15 protein-coding genes are annotated in these 19789 nt (G+C 67.9%); 10 read left to right on the top strand and 5 right to left on the bottom strand.

Annotated elements, in window-relative coordinates; all coding sequences use genetic code 11:
* The first annotated feature begins 6 nt into the window (after positions 1-6).
* From ACWGE0_RS19640 to ACWGE0_RS19620, 5 genes are all read left to right on the top strand, one after another.
* Positions 7-984, top strand: a complete 978-nt coding sequence (locus ACWGE0_RS19640; RefSeq protein WP_452262317.1) for an ABC transporter permease — start codon at positions 7-9, stop codon at positions 982-984.
* Positions 984-3113, top strand: coding sequence for a dipeptide ABC transporter ATP-binding protein (locus ACWGE0_RS19635; RefSeq protein ID WP_452262316.1), 2130 nt, complete (start codon positions 984-986; stop codon positions 3111-3113). Before ACWGE0_RS19640 ends, ACWGE0_RS19635 begins: the two co-directional genes overlap by 1 nt.
* Positions 3114-3202: 89 nt before the next feature.
* The gene (locus tag ACWGE0_RS19630) at positions 3203-4894 is read left to right on the top strand and encodes an ABC transporter family substrate-binding protein (protein WP_452262315.1); all 1692 of its coding nucleotides are present in this window, start codon (positions 3203-3205) and stop codon (positions 4892-4894) included.
* A 69-nt stretch (positions 4895-4963) separates the two neighbouring features.
* A complete protein-coding gene (locus ACWGE0_RS19625; RefSeq protein WP_452262314.1) occupies positions 4964-5842 on the top strand; it encodes a hypothetical protein in 879 nt (292 codons plus the stop codon).
* 41 nt (positions 5843-5883) lie between these two features.
* A complete protein-coding gene (locus tag ACWGE0_RS19620; RefSeq protein ID WP_452262313.1) occupies positions 5884-8511 on the top strand; it encodes a caspase family protein in 2628 nt (875 codons plus the stop codon).
* Here the strand turns inward: ACWGE0_RS19620 and ACWGE0_RS19615 are convergent.
* Together ACWGE0_RS19615 and ligD are read right to left on the bottom strand one after the other, a co-directional pair.
* Positions 8490-9389 (bottom strand): DNA polymerase domain-containing protein, encoded by a 900-nt coding sequence (locus ACWGE0_RS19615; protein WP_452262312.1) that lies wholly within the window; start codon positions 9387-9389, stop codon positions 8490-8492. The genes ACWGE0_RS19620 and ACWGE0_RS19615 overlap by 22 nt on opposite strands.
* Before the next feature lie 21 nt (positions 9390-9410).
* On the bottom strand, positions 9411-10355 hold the full coding sequence (gene ligD, locus ACWGE0_RS19610) for a non-homologous end-joining DNA ligase (RefSeq protein WP_452262311.1): 945 nt from the start codon (positions 10353-10355) through the stop codon (positions 9411-9413).
* Positions 10356-10503: 148 nt separating this feature from the next.
* Between ligD and ACWGE0_RS19605 the strand changes: the two genes are divergently transcribed.
* The 3 genes from ACWGE0_RS19605 (at position 10504) to ACWGE0_RS19595 (ending at position 12961) form a co-directional block, all read left to right on the top strand.
* Positions 10504-11169: a thioesterase II family protein gene (locus tag ACWGE0_RS19605; protein WP_452262310.1), complete on the top strand. Its 666-nt coding sequence runs from the start codon at positions 10504-10506 to the stop codon at positions 11167-11169.
* A gap of 71 nt (positions 11170-11240) precedes the next feature.
* Entirely contained in the window at positions 11241-12278 is a 1038-nt protein-coding gene (locus tag ACWGE0_RS19600; protein WP_452262309.1) for a GDP-mannose 4,6-dehydratase, read from the top strand.
* A gap of 41 nt (positions 12279-12319) precedes the next feature.
* On the top strand, positions 12320-12961 hold the full coding sequence (locus tag ACWGE0_RS19595; protein WP_452262308.1) for a maleylpyruvate isomerase N-terminal domain-containing protein: 642 nt from the start codon (positions 12320-12322) through the stop codon (positions 12959-12961).
* Here the strand turns inward: ACWGE0_RS19595 and ACWGE0_RS19590 are convergent.
* From ACWGE0_RS19590 to ACWGE0_RS19580, 3 genes are read right to left on the bottom strand one after another with little or no spacing between them, the layout of a single operon-like run.
* Positions 12958-13437 (bottom strand): hypothetical protein, encoded by a 480-nt coding sequence (locus ACWGE0_RS19590; protein WP_452262307.1) that lies wholly within the window; start codon positions 13435-13437, stop codon positions 12958-12960. The genes ACWGE0_RS19595 and ACWGE0_RS19590 overlap by 4 nt on opposite strands.
* A 43-nt stretch (positions 13438-13480) precedes the next feature.
* Positions 13481-15367 (bottom strand): ABC transporter ATP-binding protein, encoded by a 1887-nt coding sequence (locus ACWGE0_RS19585; protein WP_452262306.1) that lies wholly within the window; start codon positions 15365-15367, stop codon positions 13481-13483.
* Positions 15364-17091: an ABC transporter ATP-binding protein gene (locus ACWGE0_RS19580; RefSeq protein ID WP_452262330.1), complete on the bottom strand. Its 1728-nt coding sequence runs from the start codon at positions 17089-17091 to the stop codon at positions 15364-15366. Before ACWGE0_RS19580 ends, ACWGE0_RS19585 begins: the two co-directional genes overlap by 4 nt.
* Before the next feature lie 65 nt (positions 17092-17156).
* On the opposite strand from ACWGE0_RS19580, the gene ccrA reads away from it, so the two are divergent.
* Together ccrA and ACWGE0_RS19570 are read left to right on the top strand one after the other, a co-directional pair.
* The gene (gene ccrA / locus ACWGE0_RS19575; protein WP_452262305.1) at positions 17157-18479 is read left to right on the top strand and encodes a crotonyl-CoA carboxylase/reductase; all 1323 of its coding nucleotides are present in this window, start codon (positions 17157-17159) and stop codon (positions 18477-18479) included.
* Between the two features lie 11 nt (positions 18480-18490).
* Positions 18491-19705 (top strand): cytochrome P450, encoded by a 1215-nt coding sequence (locus tag ACWGE0_RS19570; protein WP_452262304.1) that lies wholly within the window; start codon positions 18491-18493, stop codon positions 19703-19705.
* The last annotated feature ends 84 nt before the right edge of the window (positions 19706-19789 follow it).

Here is a 19789-nt window from a genome sequence, read left to right as displayed (position 1 = left end):
GACGACGTGACCGTGATCCTCAACGAGGGCGACGCCGCCGGAACCACCGGTGCCGCCTCGGGCAGCCCCGTCGACGCGGCGCCTGAACCCGAAAAGGCGATGACGCGCGGCAGGCTCGTGTTCATCCGCTTCCTGCGCAACAAGCTGGCGCTGATCGGCCTGGTTGTCATCGCCGTGATGTACGTGATGGCGTTCGTGGGCCCGCTTCTGTCGAAGTGGACCTACGACACCCAGGACTACTCGGCGTTCCTGGAACCGCCCTACTCCGAGCACATCTTCGGCACCGACAAGATCGGTACCGACATGTTCGCGCTGACCATGCGCGGGCTGCAGAAGTCGTTGATCATCGGCCTGCTCGTGGCGCTGATCTCGACCACCATCGCCGCGATCGTCGGTGCGGCGGCCGGCTACTTCCTCGGTGTCGCCGACAAGGCGCTCATGTGGGTCGTCGACCTGCTGCTGGTGCTGCCGTCGTTCCTGATCATCGCGATCCTGAGCCCGTGGTTCCGCGGCAAGTCGTGGTGGCTGCTGGTGATCATGCTGGCGGCGTTCCAGTGGATGATCACCGCCCGCATCGTGCGCGGCATGACGCTGACGCTGAAGGAACGCGAGTTCGTGAAGGCGGCCAAGTTCATGGGCCAGCCGGCGCGCAAGATCATCGCCAAGCACATCGTGCCGAACATGGCGTCACTGCTGATCATCGACGCGACCATCAACGTCGGTTCGGCGGTGCTCGCCGAGACGGGCCTGAGCTTCTTCGGGTTCGGCGTCCAGTCGCCCGACGTCTCGCTCGGCACCATGATCGGCCTGTACGCCGAGTCCGTGACGACCTTCCCGTGGCTGTTCCTGTTCCCGGCGGGCTTCCTCGTCGTGTTCGTGCTGGCGGTGAACTGGGTCGGCGACGGGCTTCGTGACGCGCTCGACCCCACCTCCACGCGAGTGCGCCGCAAGGAGAAGAAGGAAACCAAGGAGAAGGCCGCCTGATGACCACCTCGGAGATCCAGTTCGACACTCCGGCCGACCCGGTCGTCGAAGGGCCGGTTCTGCAGGTCGAGGACCTTCACGTGTCCTTCCCGAGCGAGTCCGGCCGAGTGCACGCCGTGCGCGGGCTGAGCTACCACGTCTCACCCGGCGAGGTGCTCGGCATCGTCGGCGAGTCCGGTTCGGGCAAGTCCGTGTCGTCGCTCGCCGTCATGGGCCTGCTGCCCTCGTCGGCGCGCATCGGCGGTTCCATCAAGTTCCAGGGCCGCGAGCTCATCGGCCGCGGCGACACCGAGCTGTCGAAGATCCGCGGCCGGCGCATCTCGATGGTGTTCCAGGACCCGCTGTCCGCGCTGACGCCGGTCTACACCGTCGGCGACCAGATCGCCGAGGCGATCCTGGTGCACCGCAAGGGCGCCGTGTCCAAGTCGGGCGCCGCCAAGCGCGCGGTCGAACTGCTCGACCTGGTCGGCATCCCGAACGCCGCCGACCGCGCCAAGGCGTTCCCGCACGAGTTCTCGGGCGGCATGCGGCAGCGCGCGGTGATCGCCATGGCGATCGCCAACGACCCCGACCTGATCATCGCCGACGAGCCGACCACCGCGCTCGACGTGACGGTGCAGGCGCAGGTGCTGCAGCTGCTCGAGACCGCGCAGGAGGTCACCGGCGCGGGCATCGTGATCATCACCCACGACCTCGGCGTCGTCGCCGGGTTCGCGGACCGGCTGATGGTCATGTACGCGGGCCGTGCCGTCGAAAAGGGCAAGGTCGACGAGATCTACGAGCGGCCGCGCATGCCGTACACGCTCGGCCTGCTCGGCTCGATCCCGCGCCTCGACGTCGGCGAGAAGCAGGCGCTCGTGCCGATCACCGGCCAGCCGCCGTCGCTCACGGACCTTCCCCCAGGTTGCCCGTTCGCGCCGCGCTGCCCGATGGTCGTCGACGCCTGCCACACCGCCGAGCCGCCGCTGATCGACGTCGACGGGTCGGACGAGCACCAGGCCGCGTGCATCAGGACCGGCGAGATCGCCGCCACCGACGCCGAGGGCGCCGAGGCGGCCGCCGAGATCTTCGGTGCCGAGGTCGTCGAAGAGGCCGAGATCGCCAAGGTGCCGCGCGAGCAGCGCGACATCGTGCTGGGCCTCGACAACCTGGTCAAGGAGTACGCGGTCAACAAGGGCGTGGTGTTCAAGCGCCGCGTCGGCACCGTGCACGCCGTCGCGGGCATCACGTTCGACGTCCGCGAGGGCGAGACCCTCGGCCTGGTCGGCGAGTCGGGCTGTGGCAAGACCACGACCCTGATGGAGATCCTCGGCCTGGAAAAGCCGATGGGCGGCGAGATCTCGGTCCTCGGCACCAACGTGTCCTCTTTGGACTCGAAGCGCCGCTTCGAGATCCGCCGCGACATGTCGGTGGTCTTCCAGGACCCGATGGCCTCGCTCGACCCGCGCCTGACGATCAACGACGTCATCGCCGAGCCGATGCAGGTCCACGGCTACGCCAAGGACGAGATCAACCGGCGCGTGCCGGAGCTGATGCGGCTCGTGGGCCTGCGTCCCGAGCAGCTGTCGCGCTACCCCGGTGAGTTCTCCGGCGGTCAGCGTCAGCGCATCGGCATCGCACGGGCCCTCGCGCTCGAACCGAAGCTCGTCGTGCTCGACGAGCCGGTGTCGGCGCTGGACGTGTCCATCCAGGCAGGTGTCATCAACCTGCTGGAGGAGCTGAAGTCCAAGCTGGGCCTGGCTTACCTGTTCGTCGCGCACGACCTGTCGGTGGTGCGCCACATCGCGGACCGGGTGGCCGTGATGTACCTCGGGAAGATCGTCGAGATCGGCGAGGTGGACTCGGTGTTCGACGCACCGCGTCACCCGTACACGCAGGCTCTGCTGTCGGCGATCCCGATTCCCGACCCCGTGAAGGAACGCCAGCGGGAGAGGATTCTCCTGACCGGCGACCTGCCGAGCCCGGCGAACCCGCCGTCCGGCTGCCGGTTCCGCACCCGATGCTTCCTGCACGCGTCGCTGCCTCCCGAGAAGCAGCGCACGTGCATCGAGCTGGAACCACCGCGCGAAACGCAGGCCCCCGACCACGAGGCCGCCTGCCACTTCGCTCAGATCCGTCAGGTCCTCTGATGCATCCGTCGCCTCAGAAGATGGCCTGCGAGCACGAAGGAACAGTGTCCCCGGCAACTGGTGTCCGGGCACGAGGGAGGTTCACGACAGTGAGTCGACGTACCAAGGTGGGAGTGATCGCCCTGGCCGCGGTCGCCCTCACGCTTACCGCGTGTGGGGGGCCCAGCAAGACCGATTCCGGGCTCAAGGGCGCGGACAACGCGATCGGCCAGGCGGACATCAACCCGCAGGACGCGTCCAAGGTCAAGGACGGCGGAGAGTTCCGCTGGCCCGTCGACCAGTTGCCGGACAACTGGAACTACAACCAGCTCGACGGCACCAACGCCGACGGTCGTCGCATGATCGACACGTTGATGCCCAACCTGTTCAAGCAGAAGGCCGACTCGACGATCGAGGTCAACAAGGACTACCTCGACGACGCGAAGCTCGCCTCCAGCGACCCGCAGGTCCTCGAGTTCAAGATCAGCTCGAAGGCCAAGTGGTCCGACGGCAAGCCGCTGTCGTGGGAGGACTTCGAGGCCATGTGGAAGTCCCTCAACGGGACCGACAAGGCCTACGAGGTCGCCGGCACCACCGGCTACGAGGACATCGAGAAGGTCGAGAAGGGCGCGTCCGACCAGGACGTCAAGGTGACCTTCAAGAAGAAGTTCGCCGAGTGGAAGGGTGGCCTGTTCTCGCCGCTCTACCCGAAGGCCATGTCCGCCTCGGCCGAGGAGTTCAACAAGGGCTGGGCCGACGCGCCGAAGATCACCGCCGGTCCGTTCAAGATCGGCACGATCGACCGCACCGCCAAGCTCGTCACGGTCGTCCGTGACTCCGCCTGGTGGGGCGACAAGCCGAAGCTCGAGAAGATCACGTTCCGTCAGGTCGACCGCCCCGCGCTCGCGGACGCCCTCGCCAACGGCCAGATCGACTACTTCGACATCGGCTCGAGCATCGACAACTTCACGCGTGCCAAGTCGATGCAGGGTGTGACGATCCGTCAGGCCATCACGCCGGACTACTCGCACATCACCTTCAACGGTGCGGACTCCTCGATCCTCAAGGACGCGAAGCTCCGCGTCGCGCTGACCCGCGGCATCGACACCAAGACCATCACCAAGGCCCTCCTCGGCCAGATGATCAAGGGCGACGCGCAGGTCACCGGTAACCACTTCTTCCTGCTGGGCTCCGCCGGTTACAAGGACAACTCGGCCGTCGCCTCGTTCGACAAGGAAGCGGCGAAGAAGCAGCTCGACGAGCTGGGCTGGAAGCTCGAGGGCGAGACCCGCAAGAAGGACGGCAAGGAGCTGGTGGTCCGGTACGTCATTCCGACGCCGAACCCGACTTCCGATCAGATCGCGAAGCTCGTGCAGTCGCAGCTGAAGGAGATCGGCGCCAAGGTCGACATCCAGGCCGTGCCGTCGACCGACTTCTTCAAGCAGTTCGTCAACGTCGGCAACTTCGACATGACCGGCTTCCGCTGGCTGGCCTCGGCCACGCCGATCTCGGACAGCAAGGGCATCTACACCCTCGACCCGGCCAGCACCAACCAGAACTACGGTCGCATCGGCTCGGACGAGGTCAACAAGCTGCTCGAGCAGGCGAACGGTGAGCTCGACGACACCAAGCGCCTGGAGCTGGCCAACGAGGCCGACAAGAAGATCTGGGAGCTGGGCGCGCAGTTGCCGCTGTACCAGCTGCCCGGCGCGGTCGCGATCAAGAGCAACGTGGCCAACATGGGCGCCGTCGCGTACGCGAACCGTCCGTACGACTACATCCACATGGGCTTCACCGAGTGATGTGTAGTTAGCTGTTGAACGGCCCGGCGGGCTTCCCGCCGGGCCGTTCGTTTCTGTTTGGAGCTTCTCTTGCTGCGTTCCCGGGTTCGCGCGCTGCGTCATGGTGTTCTCGCCACGGCGATCGTGCTGTTCGTCTGCCTCGTGGTCGGCCTGCTCGCGTGGCTGTCCTATTCGGACTCACGCGCTGCCTTGTCCTCGTTGACCTCCCGCGAGGTCGGTGAGGTGGTGTCCTATTCGGACGGTGCGGTCGAGGTGCGGTGGCCTTCGGGGTCGGCGCGCGTCCCGTACGAGGACGGTGCGAGGTTCGTGGGGCGGCAGACGCAGGTGGCGTTCGATCCCGCGGACCCGTCGCGTGCGGTGATTCCCGGCTCGAACCTGTTCGTGGACGCCGATCGCGCGCTGGGCGGCGTGACGTTCTCGCTCGCGGTGGCGCTGCTGGTGCTCTTCGCCGGCGTGGTGCGGGTGCTGCTCTCCGTTCGTTCCGCGCGTTCTGCCGCGGTCACCGTGCCGGTGCGGCGGATCCGGTTGCAGTCCGGTCTGATGGTCCGGTCGTGGCTGGAGATCGACGGGCCGACTGAGCGCTGGCTGCCGGTCTACTACGACCCGGTGCTCGTGACGCTGCCGTCGCCGGTCGACGTCGAACTGCGGGGCGGGCGCGTCGCTCTCGTGGACGGCGTCACCCTCTACCCGTCCGGCAGGGCCGTGACCAAACACCCGCGGGGCAGGCGTCTCGACAACCCGGTGCAGCCCGACCCGGAGACCCGCGCGCCGCGTGGCCTGCTCGCCCAGCTGCGGGTGGACGCGGTGTTCATGGTGCCCGCGCCGTTCGTCGGCCTGTTCTGGGCCTACCTCGACGGCACCGGTTTCACCGGCTGGATCACGGCGACGGTGATCGCCGCCGTGCTGGGCCTGTGGTGGGGCGCGTTCCGGGGTTCCGACCCTTCGTAATGCTTTGTGCTCGGTGAGCGACCTCCAACTAGGAGGCCGCTATGACCGACGTCACACTGCGGGTGCACGAAAACGGCGCCGACGACGAGCGCATCGAGCAGCTCACCACGTTCCTGAGATCCGAGCTGCAGGAGTTCGCCGCCGTCTCGGGCGTGTCCGGCGAGGCTCCCGCCGGCGCCAAGGCCATCGACCTGAACGAGCTCGGCACCCTGCTGACCACGGTCTCCCAGTCCACCGTCCTGGCCGCGCTGATCAACGCCGTGTCGTCGTGGCTGGGCCAGCGCCGCGACCGTTCGGTGACTGTCGAAGCCGACGGCGACACCCTGGAACTGACCGGCGCACCCTCGAAAGCCGAACTCGCCCAGCGGTCCGCCTGGCTGGGCCGCCACCTGCACCGCTACGCGTTGATCATCGCGAGCTACGAGTTCGCCGACCCAGGCCTCTCCTCTCTGCGCGCCCCGGCCCACGACGCCGCCCGTCTGGGCGAGGTACTGGCCGACCCGCGCATCGGCGCGTTCGACGTGCACACCCTGATCAACACCTCGGCCGCCGAGGTGAACGAGGCCGTCGAGGACTTCTTCGCCGACCGAGACCCCGACGACCTCCTGGTCCTGCACTTCTCCGGCCACGGCGTGAAGGACGAGGCAGGCGAACTCCACTTCGCCACCTCCGGCACCAAACTCAACCGCCTGGCTGGCACCGCCGTCTCCGCGGACTTCGTGGCCCGCCGCATGAACCGCTCCCGCTCCCGCCGCATAGTGCTGCTGCTCGACTGCTGCTACTCCGGCGCGTTCGGCCGCGGCATGGTCGCCCGCGCCGGCGGCTCAGTGGGCATCGAGGAACAGTTCGGCGGCAGCGGCCGAGCCGTCATCACCGCCTCATCGGCCATGGAATACGCCTTCGAAGGCGCCTCGGTCGCCGACACCTCGGAAGGCGAACCGTCAGTCTTCACCTCAGCCCTGGTCGAAGGCCTCGAATCCGGCGACGCCGACCGCGACCAGGACGGCCACGTAGGCCTCGACGAACTCTACGAATACGTCTACGACCGAGTCCGCCGCGTGACCCCGCACCAAACCCCGGGCAAGTGGATGCTCGACGTCCGCGGCGACCTGCGCATAGCCCGCCGAGCCCGCCCGGTCTCCGTGCCGGCCCCACTGCCCGCCGAACTGCAGGACGCCATCGACCACTCGCTCCCCGGCGTACGCGCGGGCGCGGTCCCAGAACTGCGCCGGATGCTGACCGTGGCCCACGAGGGCCGGGCACTCGCAGCGCGCCTGGCGTTGCGCCGGCTCGTCGACGACGACAGCCGGATGGTGGCGACGGCCGCGCGCAAAGCGCTGGGAGAGCACGGCGAGACGAGAGAACCTGCCTCGACAGCGACCAAGTCCACGAAACCTGCCTCGACAGCGACCGGGTCCACGAAGCCTGCCTCGCCCGCATCCAGCGCCGCCGCGTCCAGCACCGCTGCATCTGGTTCAGCCACATCACGCCCGTCCGAATCTGGTCCGGTCGCATCTGCGTCCGCGTCGTCTGGCTCGGGCGCGCCCAGCTCGAGCGAGTCTCGCTCGGGCACGTCTGGCTCGGCCACCTCCATTCCAGCTGCCTCTACTCCAGCTGCCTCCACCTCACCCACCTCCACCTCACCCACCTCCACCTCACCCACCTCCACCTCACCCACCTCCACCTCAGCTGCTTCCAGCTCAGCCACGTCCGGACCGGCCACCTCCATTCCAGCTGCCTCCACCCCGGCCACTCCCGACCCCACCGCCGAAAAGGCCACCAGCCGGACCGTGCGCACCGCGTCCGGCACCGCCTCCGCCACCTCCGCCCCAACCCCCACCACCCCGGACGAGCCCCAATCCCCCTACGTAGCCTCACCAGAGGCCATCCAAGCCGCGATCCCCCGACTAGCCGCCGCCCTGGCCCTGACCCTGCTCACAATCGGCCTCGTCTCCGTCCCGGGCGGCATCCCCGGCCACCTGGGCGACTCCAGCCCCGCCACCTGGCTGTTCGGCTCCCTGTGGCCATGGGCCCTGGTAGCAGCGATGTTCGCCGTCACCTGCCGCGACCACCCGTGGGCCCCCGGCGCCGCGTTAGGCCTCCTGGCAGGCATGACCGGCCTGCTGGCAAGCGGCGGCGACACCTACCTGTGGTTCCAGCTGGGGCTCGCGGCGACCGCCCTCGCGATCGCGTGCCAGACCAGCCCGTGGTGGCTGGCGGCGGCAGGAGGTGTGCTCGGCGCGGCAGGCGTGTTCGTCGTCGGCTCTTCCACCGGCGACCTGGACACGATCAGCACGGAAGGCGCCGACCTGGCCTTCATCGCCGCGGTCGCCGGTCTGATCGGGATCGCGGGCTACCGGCTCTGGCGCGAGCGGGCGTGGACGGGCGCGATCGCACCGGTCTTGCTGCTCCTCGACGCCGCCCTCACCCTGAACGACGTGCCGACCTACGTCGAGCACGCCAGCTTGGCGGGCCTGATCGTCGTGCCGCTGATCGCCGCGCTGACCAGCGGCACGGCCAGGTTCGCCGGATATGTGGCGGTCGCCGCGGGATTGCTGGTGCGCGCCAACGAGTACGTGTCCGCCAACGAACCGTCGTTCACGAGCATCGCGCACGTGACGTTGCCCCTCGCGGCGGCAGCGGTCGCTTACTTCTCGCGTTCGCGCTGATTCTTGCGGCGCTTGCCCTCGTGCATGGCGACGACGCGGGCGACGGGGATCGTGTGCCCTTCGGCGATCAGGTCGTCGGGCAGGCGTTGCGCCGCGGGCATCAGCGTCGTCCACGGGTCGCCGTCGAACCTGGTCCGGACGGTGAAGTCGGCCGGGGTCACGTCCTTCAGCGACTCCCACGGCACCGGGAATGAGATCGGCAGGCCCTCGCGCAGGCGTGGGCTGTAGGCGGCGACGACCGTGGCACCCCAGGCGCGCGTCGAGTCGAGGAACACCTTCCCGCCGCGCTCGGCCTTGATGTACGCGGTCGTCGCGATCTCCGGGTTGAGCTTCTCCGCCCGCGCGGCCACCGCACGCGTCGCCGCGGCCACGTCGTCGGCGTCGTGCTGTTCCAACGGCACGAAGATGTGCACGCCCTTGGCGCCGCTGGTCTTGACCGCGCCCGACAGGCCCGCCTGGGCCAGCGCCTCGCGGATCAGGAACGCCGACTCGACCACCACGTCGAACCCGGAACCCTCCGGCGGGTCGATGTCGAGCACCATGTGCGTCTGGTGATCGCCCAAGAACAACGGCACGTGGTACTCAACGGCCCGTTGGTTCGCGAACCACATCAGCGTCTGCTTGTCGTCGCACAACGCGTACTTGATCTGGCGGTGCGACGCCTCCGCCCAGACCTCGACGGTCTTGACGTAGTCCGGCGTGTACTTGGGGACGTTCTTCTGCATGAACGGGTCCTGGCCGCGCAGGATCCGCCACACCGACAGCGGCCGCCCGGCGAGCACCGGCACGAACCGGTCGGCGACGAAGTCCAGGTACTCGACCAGGTCACCCTTGATCGTGCCGCCGAACAACGGCTGGTCGAGCGACGAGAACTTCATGCTGTGCCCAATCCCATCTGGCTACTGTTCATCAGGAACCTCGAGTTCGTCTCGGGCAGCCCATTCCAGCAGCGGTTCGATCGACCACACCGCGTCGTCGATGCCGGCGTGCAGGTCGCCCAGCTCGGCGTAGCGCTTCGGCACCGTGGCGATGGTGAAGTCGCGCGGATCGACGTCCGGGACTTCGTCCCAGCGAATCGGCGTCGACACTGTGGCCTCGGGAAATCCCCGGACCGAGTAGGCCGAGGCGATCGTGTGGTCCCGTGCGTTCTGGTTGTAGTCCACGAAAACGAGCGACGGATCGCGGTCCTTGCGCCACCACGTGGTCTCGACGTCGTCAGGCGCGCGCCGTTCGACCTCGTGCGCGAACGCCAAAGCCGCCTTCCGCACGTCCTGGAACCCGTGGTCCGGCTTGATCCGCACGTAGATGTGCAGGCCCTTGCTGCCGGACGTCTTCGGGAACCCGACCGCGCCCAGCTCGGCCAGCACCTCCTCCGCCACCTGGGCCACCCGGCGCACGCGGTCGAACGTGCACGTGGGGCCGGGGTCGAGGTCGATGCGCCACTCGTCGGGCTTCTCGGTGTCGGCCGCGCGCGAGTTCCACGGGTGGAACTCCACAGTGGACATCTGCACGGCCCAGATCACGTCGGCGATGTGCGAGACGCAGAGTTCGTCCGCATGGCGGTTGTAGCGCGGAAAATGCACGCGGACGGTCCGCACCCACGGCGGCGCGCCGTTCGGAAGCCTTTTCTGGTGCACTTTCTCGCCGGTCACGCCCTCGGGGAAGCGGTGCAGCATGCACGGCCGTTGCCGCAGCGCGCGGACGATTCCGTCACCGACGGACAGGTAGTAGTTCGCGAGATCCAGTTTCGTCTCGCCGCGCGCGGGAAAGTAGACGCGGTCGGGGTTGGAGATCCGCACCACGCGGTCCTCCACCTCGAGCTCCACAGCCGGGGACTTGCCCATGTGGACCACGCTAGCCGTTTCCAGGCGTTTCCTCAGCCCGAACGGTGCTTGCATGCCAAGCGTGGCCTCCCCATTCGACACAGGCACACTCGACACCGGTCTGTGGCTAAGGCGATTCTCCGAGGCTCCTCCGGGAGCGCCTCGGCTCGTGTGCTTCCCGCACGCGGGCGGCGCGGCGAGCTGGTACCAGCCGTTCGCCCGGCACTTCGAGGGCCGCGCCGAGCTGGTCGCGGTCCAGTACCCCGGCCGCCAGGACCGGCGCACCGAGCCGCTCGACTACGACATCAGGTCGCTCGCCGACCAGATCGCACCCCTGCTGGCCCCGTTGTCCGAGGATCGCCCGCTGCACCTGTTCGGCCACAGCATGGGCGCGATGATCGCGTTCGAGGTGGCTCTCCGCACCGAACCGGACCACCTGTTCGTCTCCGGCCGCCGCGCGCCGCACATCGTCCGCGACGACCGCGTGCACCAGAAGGACGACGCAGGCCTCATCGCGGAGGTCAGGAGACTCGCGGGCACGAACGCGCGAGTGTTCGACGACGAGGAGCTCGTGCGGATGGTGCTGCCGGCGATCCGCGCCGACTACCGGGCCGCGGAGACCTACCGCTACCGGCCGGGCCCGGCACTGTCCTGCCCGCTGACGGCACTGACCGGCGACGCCGATCCCAAAGCGAGCGTCGCCGAGGTCGAACAGTGGCGGGAACGCACTGCCGGTGATTTCACACTGAGAGTGTTCTCCGGCGGGCACTTCTTTCTGAACGACAACAGGAGTGCGGTCGCCGCTGTTGTTTCCGGCGAATCACCTAGTGCCTGAACCCCTAATTTGGCAAGGGATTCAGGTCCGTCCCGTTGCGGACCTCGGTAAAGGTGATGAGAGGAAACGGGATGACCAGGCGCGCACTGATCACCGGGATCACCGGGCAGGACGGGTCCTATCTCGCGGAGCACCTGCTGAAACAGGGGTACGACGTGTGGGGACTCGTGAGGGGACAGGCGAACCCGCACAAGATGAGGGTCTCGCGGCTCATGTCGGAGCTGTCCTTCGTGGACGGTGACCTGATGGACCAGGCGTCGCTGGTGTCCGCTGTGGACCTGGTGCAGCCGGACGAGGTCTACAACCTCGGCGCCATCTCGTTCGTGCCGATGTCGTGGCAGCAGGCCGAGCTCGTGACCGAGGTCAACGCCATGGGCGTGCTGCGGGTGCTGGAGGCGATCCGCGTCGTCTCGGGCCTGTCCAGCAGCCGTCACAACGGCGCCTCGGCCAAGAACATCCGCTTCTACCAGGCTTCGTCGTCGGAGATGTACGGCAAGGCCGCGGAGACCCCGCAGCGCGAGACCACGATCTTCCACCCCCGCAGCCCGTACGGCGTGGCGAAGGCGTACGGCCACTTCATCACCCGCAACTACCGCGAGTCGTTCGGCATGTACGCCGTCGGCGGCATCCTGTTCAACCACGAGTCGCCGCGCCGTGGCGCGGAGTTCGTGACCCGCAAGATCTCGCTCGGCGTCGCGAAGATCAAGCAGGGCTTCCAGGACAAGCTGGCCCTGGGCAACCTGGACGCCTTGCGCGACTGGGGTTTCGCGGGCGACTACGTGCGCGCGATGCACCTGATGCTCCAGCAGGAGGAGCCGGAGGACTACGTCGTCGGCACCGGCGAGATGCACTCGGTGCGCGACGCCGTGCGCCTGGCGTTCGAGCACGTCGGCCTCAACTGGGAGGACCACGTCTACATCGATCCGGTTCTGGTGCGCCCGGCCGAGGTCGAGATCCTGTGCGCCGACACCACCCGCGTGCGGGGTGAGCTCGGCTGGAAGCCCGAGGTCGACTTCTCGTCGCTGATGAAGATGATGGTGGAGGCCGATCTCAAGCACGTCGCCACCGAGCACCAGTACGGCGAGCTGCTGGCCGCGGCCAGCTGGTAGAGCGATCTGCCCCGGATCCACAGCCGCTGTAGTTTGCGGCTGTGGATCTTTTTTCGCTTTCTCTGGGGGCACTTCTCACCGCGGTGCGCGAGCTGACGGACGACGACTTCGCCCAGCCGTCCGGGTGTGAGGGCTGGCTGGTGCGGGATCTGGTGTGCCACCTCGTGATCGACGCGCAGGACGTGCTGATCACCCTGGTGACACCGACCGCGGACGCCGTGACGCACGACGCCGTGACGTACTGGAAGGTCTCGCACGAGCGGTCCGACGACCCGCTGTCGGCGTTGACCGTCCGGCTGGCCGCCGCGTACGGCGAGCCGTGGATGCTGAAGCACCACGTCGACGACGTGGGCCAGGCCGCGTTGCGGGCCGCTCAATTCGCCGATCCGTTGCTCAAGGTCAGCACCCAGGACATGGTGCTGTGCACGTCCGGTTACCTCGGAGCGTACGTCTGGGAGTGGACCCTGCACCACCTCGACCTCGTCCTGCACCTCCCGCACGTCGCCGGCCCGCCCACGGAAACGGTCGCCCGCTGCCGGGAGATGCTGGAACAGATCGCCGGTGCTTTCCCCGCTTCGTGGTCCGACGAGGACGTGCTGCTGGTGGGAACGGGAAGGCGCGCGCCGACCGAAGCGGAGCGCGCCGAGCTGGGGAGCTTGCAGATCCCGTTCGTGCTGGGTTAGTGCCGGCCCACCGCGAACCACGTGGCAAGAGTGTCGCCGGGCCCGCTCCACGCCACCGCGATGGTCAGCTCCGCGGTGCCGGTGGGGGTGAAACCGGGCAGCCTCCAGCTCACCGTGCGGTCGCCGAGGTACCGCACGTCGCACTGGACGCCGAGGACGTCGAGCAGGTACTCCTCGTCCGGCCCGCCGATGGACACGGTGCCCGAGGCGTTCGCGAACGTGACCGCGTCGAGGCGTTCGCCGGACTCCGGTCCGCCGTCGACGTCCGGGCCCGCCGTCAGACCTGCGACCACCTGGAACCCGCTCATGGCCTGGTGCGCGGCGAACCGCCACGTCGCGGTCCACAGCGTCACCGGCTGGAAGCCGCCGGGGACCTCGGCCTGCGCCGGGCCGATGACCGGGTTCAGATCCACGTCGCTCCACACCACGAACGTCACCGGGCCGAGCGGCGTGTCGATGCGCGGAGCAGCAGTCATGCCGCTCAGCGTGACACGGCCACCGGCCCGGTCACGAACGAATTCAGGCGGTGTGGAGGCGAGCGTAGAAACCCTTGGCGGCAAGGAGTTCCTCGTGCGTGCCGCGTTCCACCACCGCGCCCTGGTCCATCACGACGATCAGGTCGGCGCCCCGGATCGTGGACAGCCGGTGCGCGATGACGAAGCTCGTCCGCCCGGCCCGCAGCGACGTCATCGCCTGCTGGATCAGCACTTCCGTGCGGGTGTCGATCGACGACGTGGCCTCGTCCAGCAGCAGGATCGCGGGCTGGGCGAGGAACGCGCGGGCCAGCGTGATCAGCTGCCGTTCACCCGCGGACAGCCCGCCGTGCTCCTCGTCGAGCACGGTGTCGTAGCCGTCGGGCAACGAGCGCACGAACCGGTCCACGCACATCGCCTGCGCTGCCTCGACGATCTCCTCGCGGGTCGCGCCGGGCCGTCCGTAGGCGATGTTCTCGGCGATCGTGCCCTCGAACAGCCAGGTGTCCTGCGAGACCAGGCCGATGGAGGACCTCAGTTCCTCGCGGGTCAGGTGGGTGATGTCCGTGCCGTCCAGCAGGATCCGGCCGCCGTCGAGCTCGTAGAACCGCAACAGCAGGTTCCCCAGCGTCGTCTTGCCGGCGCCGGTGGGCCCGACGATCGCGACGAGCTGACCGGGGGAGGCCGTGAGCGACAGGTCGTCGATCAACGGCTTCTCCGGCGTGTAGCGGAAGGAGACGCGGGAGAACTCGACGTGGCCGCGCACCGGCGAGACAGTCGCGGGCCTGGCGGGCGCCGGCGACTGCTCGGGCTCGTCCAGCAGCTCGAACACCCGCTGGGCGGACGCGATGCCGGACTGGAGCTGACCGGAGAAGTTCGCGACGTCGATGATCGGCCGGGAGAACATGCCGGAGTACTGGATGAACGCCTGCACGTCACCGATCGACACACTGCCGCTGGCCACCCGCAGCGCGCCGACGACGGCCACCAGCACGTAGTTGAGGTCGGTGATGAACCGGGTCGCGGGCCCGATCAGCCCGGAGATCGCCTGCGCGCTGAACGACGACCGGTACATGGTCCCGTTGCGCTCGGCGAACTCCTCCGCCGCCTGCTCCTGCCGGCCGAACGCGGTGATCAGCGCGTGCCCGCTGTACATCTCTTCGACGTGCGCGTTCAACGCGCCCGTCGACTGCCACTGCTCGGCGAACTTCGGCATGGCGCGCTTGGAGATCCACGCGGCCAGCACCAGCGCGATCGGCACGCAGACCAGCACCAGCACGGCCAGTTCGACGGAGATCACCAGCATGATCGCCAGCACACCGACGACGCTGATGACGCTCGTCAGCATCTGGCCGATCGACAGCTGCACGGTCCGTTGCAGGTTGTCGACGTCGTTGGAGACGCGGGAAAGGACCTCGCCGCGGGGGTTGCGGTCGAAGTAGGACAACGGAAGCCGGGTCAGCTTCGCGTCGATCTCCTCGCGCAGCTTGTAGACGGCGTGCTGGACGATGTTCGTGACGACCCAGCCCTGCGCGAGCATCGACAGCGACCCGATCACGTACAGACCGAGGATGATCATCAGCAGCTGGCCGAGCGCCGGGAAGTCCACGCCCTGGCCTGGCACGATGTGGACGGTGCCGATGACGTTGGCGAGCGTGTCCTTGCCCTCGTCCCGCAGCTGCGCCAGGACCTGCTCCTGGGTGGCGCCGGCGGGCAGCGTCCGGCTGACCAGGCCGGTGAAGATCAGGTCGGTGGCGCGGCCGAGCAGGATCGGTCCGAGCAGGTTGAGCCCGATCGTCACGACCGCGAGCAACCCGATCACGACGAGCCTGCTCCGATACGGCAGCAGCAGCGCGAACAGTCGTTTCGTCGTACTGGGTTTCTTCTCCTCTGCGACCTCTGTGGACACCTCGGGATCGGCGAGCAGTGTCATCGGACGGCCCCTCCCACAGGCTGGGAGAGGGCGATCTCCCGGTAGGTCTGGTTGGTGGCGATGAGCTCTGCGTGCGTGCCGGAACCGACGACCTGTCCGTCCTCCAGCACGACGACCCGGGATGCCGCCTCGACCGTGCTGATCCGCTGGGTGACCAGCAGGATCGTGGCGTCACCGAGTTCTGCGGCCAACGCGGCGCGCAACCGGGCCTCGGTGCCGAGGTCGAGCGCGGAGAAGCAGTCGTCGAGCAGGTAGATCTCGGGCCTGCGCACCAACGTGCGGGCGATCGCGAGCCGTTGCCGCTGTCCACCCGAGACGTTCGAACCGCCCTGGGTGATCGGCGCGTCGAGGCCGATCGGCCGCACGAACTCCGCGGCCTGCGCGATCTCCAGCGCGTGCCACAGTTCGTCGTCGGTCGCGTCGGCCTTGCCGTACCGGAGGTTCGACGCGATCGTGCCACTGAACAGGTGCGCCTTCTGCGGCACGTAGCCGATGACCCTGTGCAGGGCCAGTGGATCGAGGTCGCGGATGTCCACGCCGTTGATCCGCACCTGGCCGCCGGTGACGTCGTAGAGCCTGAGCGCCAGCGACAGCAGCGTCGACTTGCCGCTGCCCGTGCTGCCGAGGATCGCGACGGTCTCGCCCGGCCGCGCGGTGACGTTGACGTCCCGCAACACCGGTTTCTCCGCGCCGGGGTAGCCGAACGTGGCACCGCGCAGCTCCAGATGCCCGCGCGTGGCCATGTTCGCGACGGGCTTCGCGGGCTGCCTGATGCTGGACTCGGTCTGCAGCACCTCGTCCACGCGGGCCGCCGACACCGCGGCGCGCGGTGCCTCGGTGAAGACCAGCATCGCCATGATGATCGCGACGATGATCAGCGTGACATAGGACAGCAACGCGAGTAGCGCGCCGAGCTGCATGCTGCCGTCGTCGATGCGATGACCGGAGAACCAGATGATCGCGATCGTCAGCACGTTCATGATGGTCATGACCATCACCGGCAACGTCGCCATGATCCGCCCGACCCGCAGCGTGGTGCCGTAGAGGTCGCGGTTGGTGGCGTCGAAGCGGCCGCGTTCGTGCGGGTCGCGGACGAACGCCCTGATCACCCGCACCCCGGTGATCTGCTCGCGCAGCAGGTGGTTGATGCGGTCCATGAACTTCTGCATGGCTTCGTAGAACGGCGAGAGCCGCTTCAGCATCAGCGTGAGACCGGTGATCACGATGATGACCAGTGCGATCAGGATCGTCGACACCGGCACGTCCTGCACCAGCGCCAACGCGACACCACCGACGCACATGATGATCGCCGACACCGCGACGTCCGCGGTGGTCAGCACGATGCTCTGCACCTGCCCGACGTCGTTGACGGTCCTGGTGATCAGCGACGGCGCGCCGATCTGGTCGACCTCGCGCGCCGACAGGTTCATGACCTTGCCGAACACCTTCTGCCGCAGGTCCCGGCCGAGACCGGACGACATGCGGGAGCTGAGCAGCATCGCGCCGCTCGCGGTGAGGATCTGCACGGCGGCCACCCCGAGCATGGTGAGCCCGGTGTTCCAGATGTAGCCGGCGTCGCCGAGGAGCACCCCGTTGTCGATGATCTGCGCGTTGAGCGTGGGCAGCAGCAGGGTCGCGGCGGTCTGGACCAGCTGGAGCACCACCAGGAGCACGAGTGTTCCCCGATAGGACCGGAGGTGGTGGTTCAGGAATCTGACGAGCACACGGTCCAGCACACAGCAGTTTCTCGCGGGCATTCCCTAGCGTTGGCTCTCCTACCGTCTAGGGCATGAGCGAAATCCTCAGCGCCATCGAATCGGGCGACGCGGTGGTGCGGGACTTCGAGGCGTTACCGGTGCCCGAGAGCTACCGCGCCGTGGTGGTCGAGGAGCGCGACGCGGACATGTTCGCGGGCCTGTCGAGCTGGGACAAGGATCCGCGGCGGTCGCTGAAGATCCGTGAGGTCGCGACACCGGAGCTGGCGCCCGGTGAGGCGTTGATCGCCGTGATGGCGTCCGCGATCAACTACAACACCGTCTGGACCTCGATCTTCGAGCCGGTGTCGACGTTCGGGTTTCTGCGGAAACTGGGCGGGCGGCACCACCTGCCGTACCACGTCGTGGGTTCCGATCTCGCCGGTGTGGTGTTGCGCGTCGGGCCCGGTGTGACGGTGTGGAAGCCGGGCGACCGCGTAGTCGCGCACTGCCTGGACGTGCCGTTGGAGCACCCGGACGGCCACAACGACACGATGCTGGACCCGCAGCAGCGGATCTGGGGCTTCGAAACGAACTTCGGCGGCCTGGCGGATCTCGCGCTGGTCAAGGCGAACCAGCTCATGCCGAAGCCCGAGCACCTGACGTGGGAAGAGGCTGCCTCTCCCGGCCTGGTCAACTCGACCGCCTACCGCCAGCTGGTGTCGGCCAACGGCGGCAACATGAAGCAGGGCGACACCGTCCTGATCTGGGGTGCGTCCGGCGGACTCGGCTCGTACGCCACGCAGTTCGCGTTGAACGGTGGCGCGACTCCTGTCTGTGTCGTGTCCTCGCCGGACAAGGCCGAGATCTGCCGCTCGATGGGCGCGGAGCTGATCATCGACCGGTCCGCCGAGGGTTACCGGTTTTGGAAGGACGAGCACGAGCAGGATCCGCGCGAGTGGAAGCGGTTCGGTGCGCGCATCCGTGAGCTGACCGGTGGTGAGGACCCGGACATCGTGTTCGAGCACCCCGGCCGCGAGACGTTCGGCGCGTCCGTTTTCGTGGCGCGCAAGGGAGGCAAGATCGTCACCTGCGCGTCCACGTCCGGTTACCTGCACCAGTACGACAACCGCTATCTGTGGATGAACCTCAAGCACATCATCTCCTCGCACTTCGCCAACTACCGCGAGGCGTGGGAGGCGAACCGGTTGGTGGCCAAGGGAAAGATTCACCCGACCCTGTCCAGGGTGTACTCGCTCGACGAGACCGGGCAGGCCGCGCACGACGTCCACCGCAACGCCCACCAGGGCAAGGTCGGCGTGCTGTGCCTGGCGCCCTCCGTTGGGCTGGGTGTTCTGAACCACGAGTTGCGAGACAGAAACGTCGACGCGATCAACCGATTCCGCACCTCTGACTGAAGGTTCCCAAGATGACGGAAGAAGTAGTCGCGCCGGCTTCGGCGTGCCCGTTCCCGTTCGCCCGCGACGCCCAGCACCCGCTGGACCTGCCACCGGAGTACGCCAGGCTGCGTGCCGACCGGCCGGTCCAGAAGGTGACGACACCGGCGGGCGACACGGCGTGGCTCGTCGCGCGCTATCACGACGTGCGGACGCTTCTTGCTGACACGGAACGGTTCTCCGCCGAGGTGATGAATCCCGGCTATCCGCGGTACCTGTTCCCGGTGGACCCGCAGCCGGGCGCGTTCGTCACCGTCGACCCTCCGGACCACACCCGGTACCGGCGCATGATCATGTCGATGTTCACCAAGAAGAAGGCCGAGGAAGTCCGTCCGTCGGCGCAGAAGCTGGTGGACGACCGGATCGACGCGATCCTCAAGCTTCCGCAGCCGGTCGACCTGGTCACGCACTTCGCCCGCCCGATCCCGCTGACCGTCGTGTGCGAGCTGCTCGGCGTCCCCTACAAGGACCGCCTGGCCTTCGGCCGCTGGATCAACACCCTGGTCGAAACCACTTCCTCGCAGGCCCACCGCAACGCGGCGGCGGGCGCTCTCTTCGGCTACCTGACCAAACTGGTGGCGCAGAAGGAGAAGGACCCCACTGAGGATGTGCTCGGCCGGTTGGTCACGAACCAGATGGCCGCGGGGGAGCTCAAACGCGAAGAGGCCGTCGTCATCGGCATGATGCTCCTGTCAGCCGGCTACGACACGACGGCGTCGTCGATCGCGCTGAGCATCCTGACCCTGCTGGAACATCCCGAGCAGCTCGTGAAGCTGCGCGAGAACCCGGACCTGATCGTCGGCGCCGTGGAAGAGCTGTTGCGGCATCAGAACGTCATGCAGTGCGGTGTCGGCCGGGTGGCCAAAGTGGACCTGGAGATCGCGGGCCAGCAGATCAAGGCGGGGGAGGGCGTCATCGCCCTGCTGTCCTCCGCCGACCGCGACGAGTCGGTGTACTCCGACGCCGACGCGCTCGACATCACCCGGAAGGACTCGACGCCGCTGGCGTTCGGGCACGGCATCCACAGCTGCATCGCGAAGTTCCTGTCCCGGGTGGAACTCCAGGTCGCGCTGCAGACGTTGATCACCCGCATCCCGACTCTCCAGCTGGCCAAACCGGCGGAGGAACTCCGCTTCCGCGACGGCGCGATCGTCTACTCGCTGCGGGAGCTGCCTGTCGTCTGGTGACTTTCCCGTTGCAGGGGCACCCTTTCACGTAGGGGTGCCCCTGTTGCTGTCTAGGGGTATGCCAGGCGCTCGGACGCGAGGATT

Source organism: Lentzea sp. NPDC054927 (genome assembly GCF_053610285.1).
The sequence above is the reverse complement of the archived record's forward strand: the minus strand, read 5'-3'. Positions and strand labels throughout refer to the sequence as shown.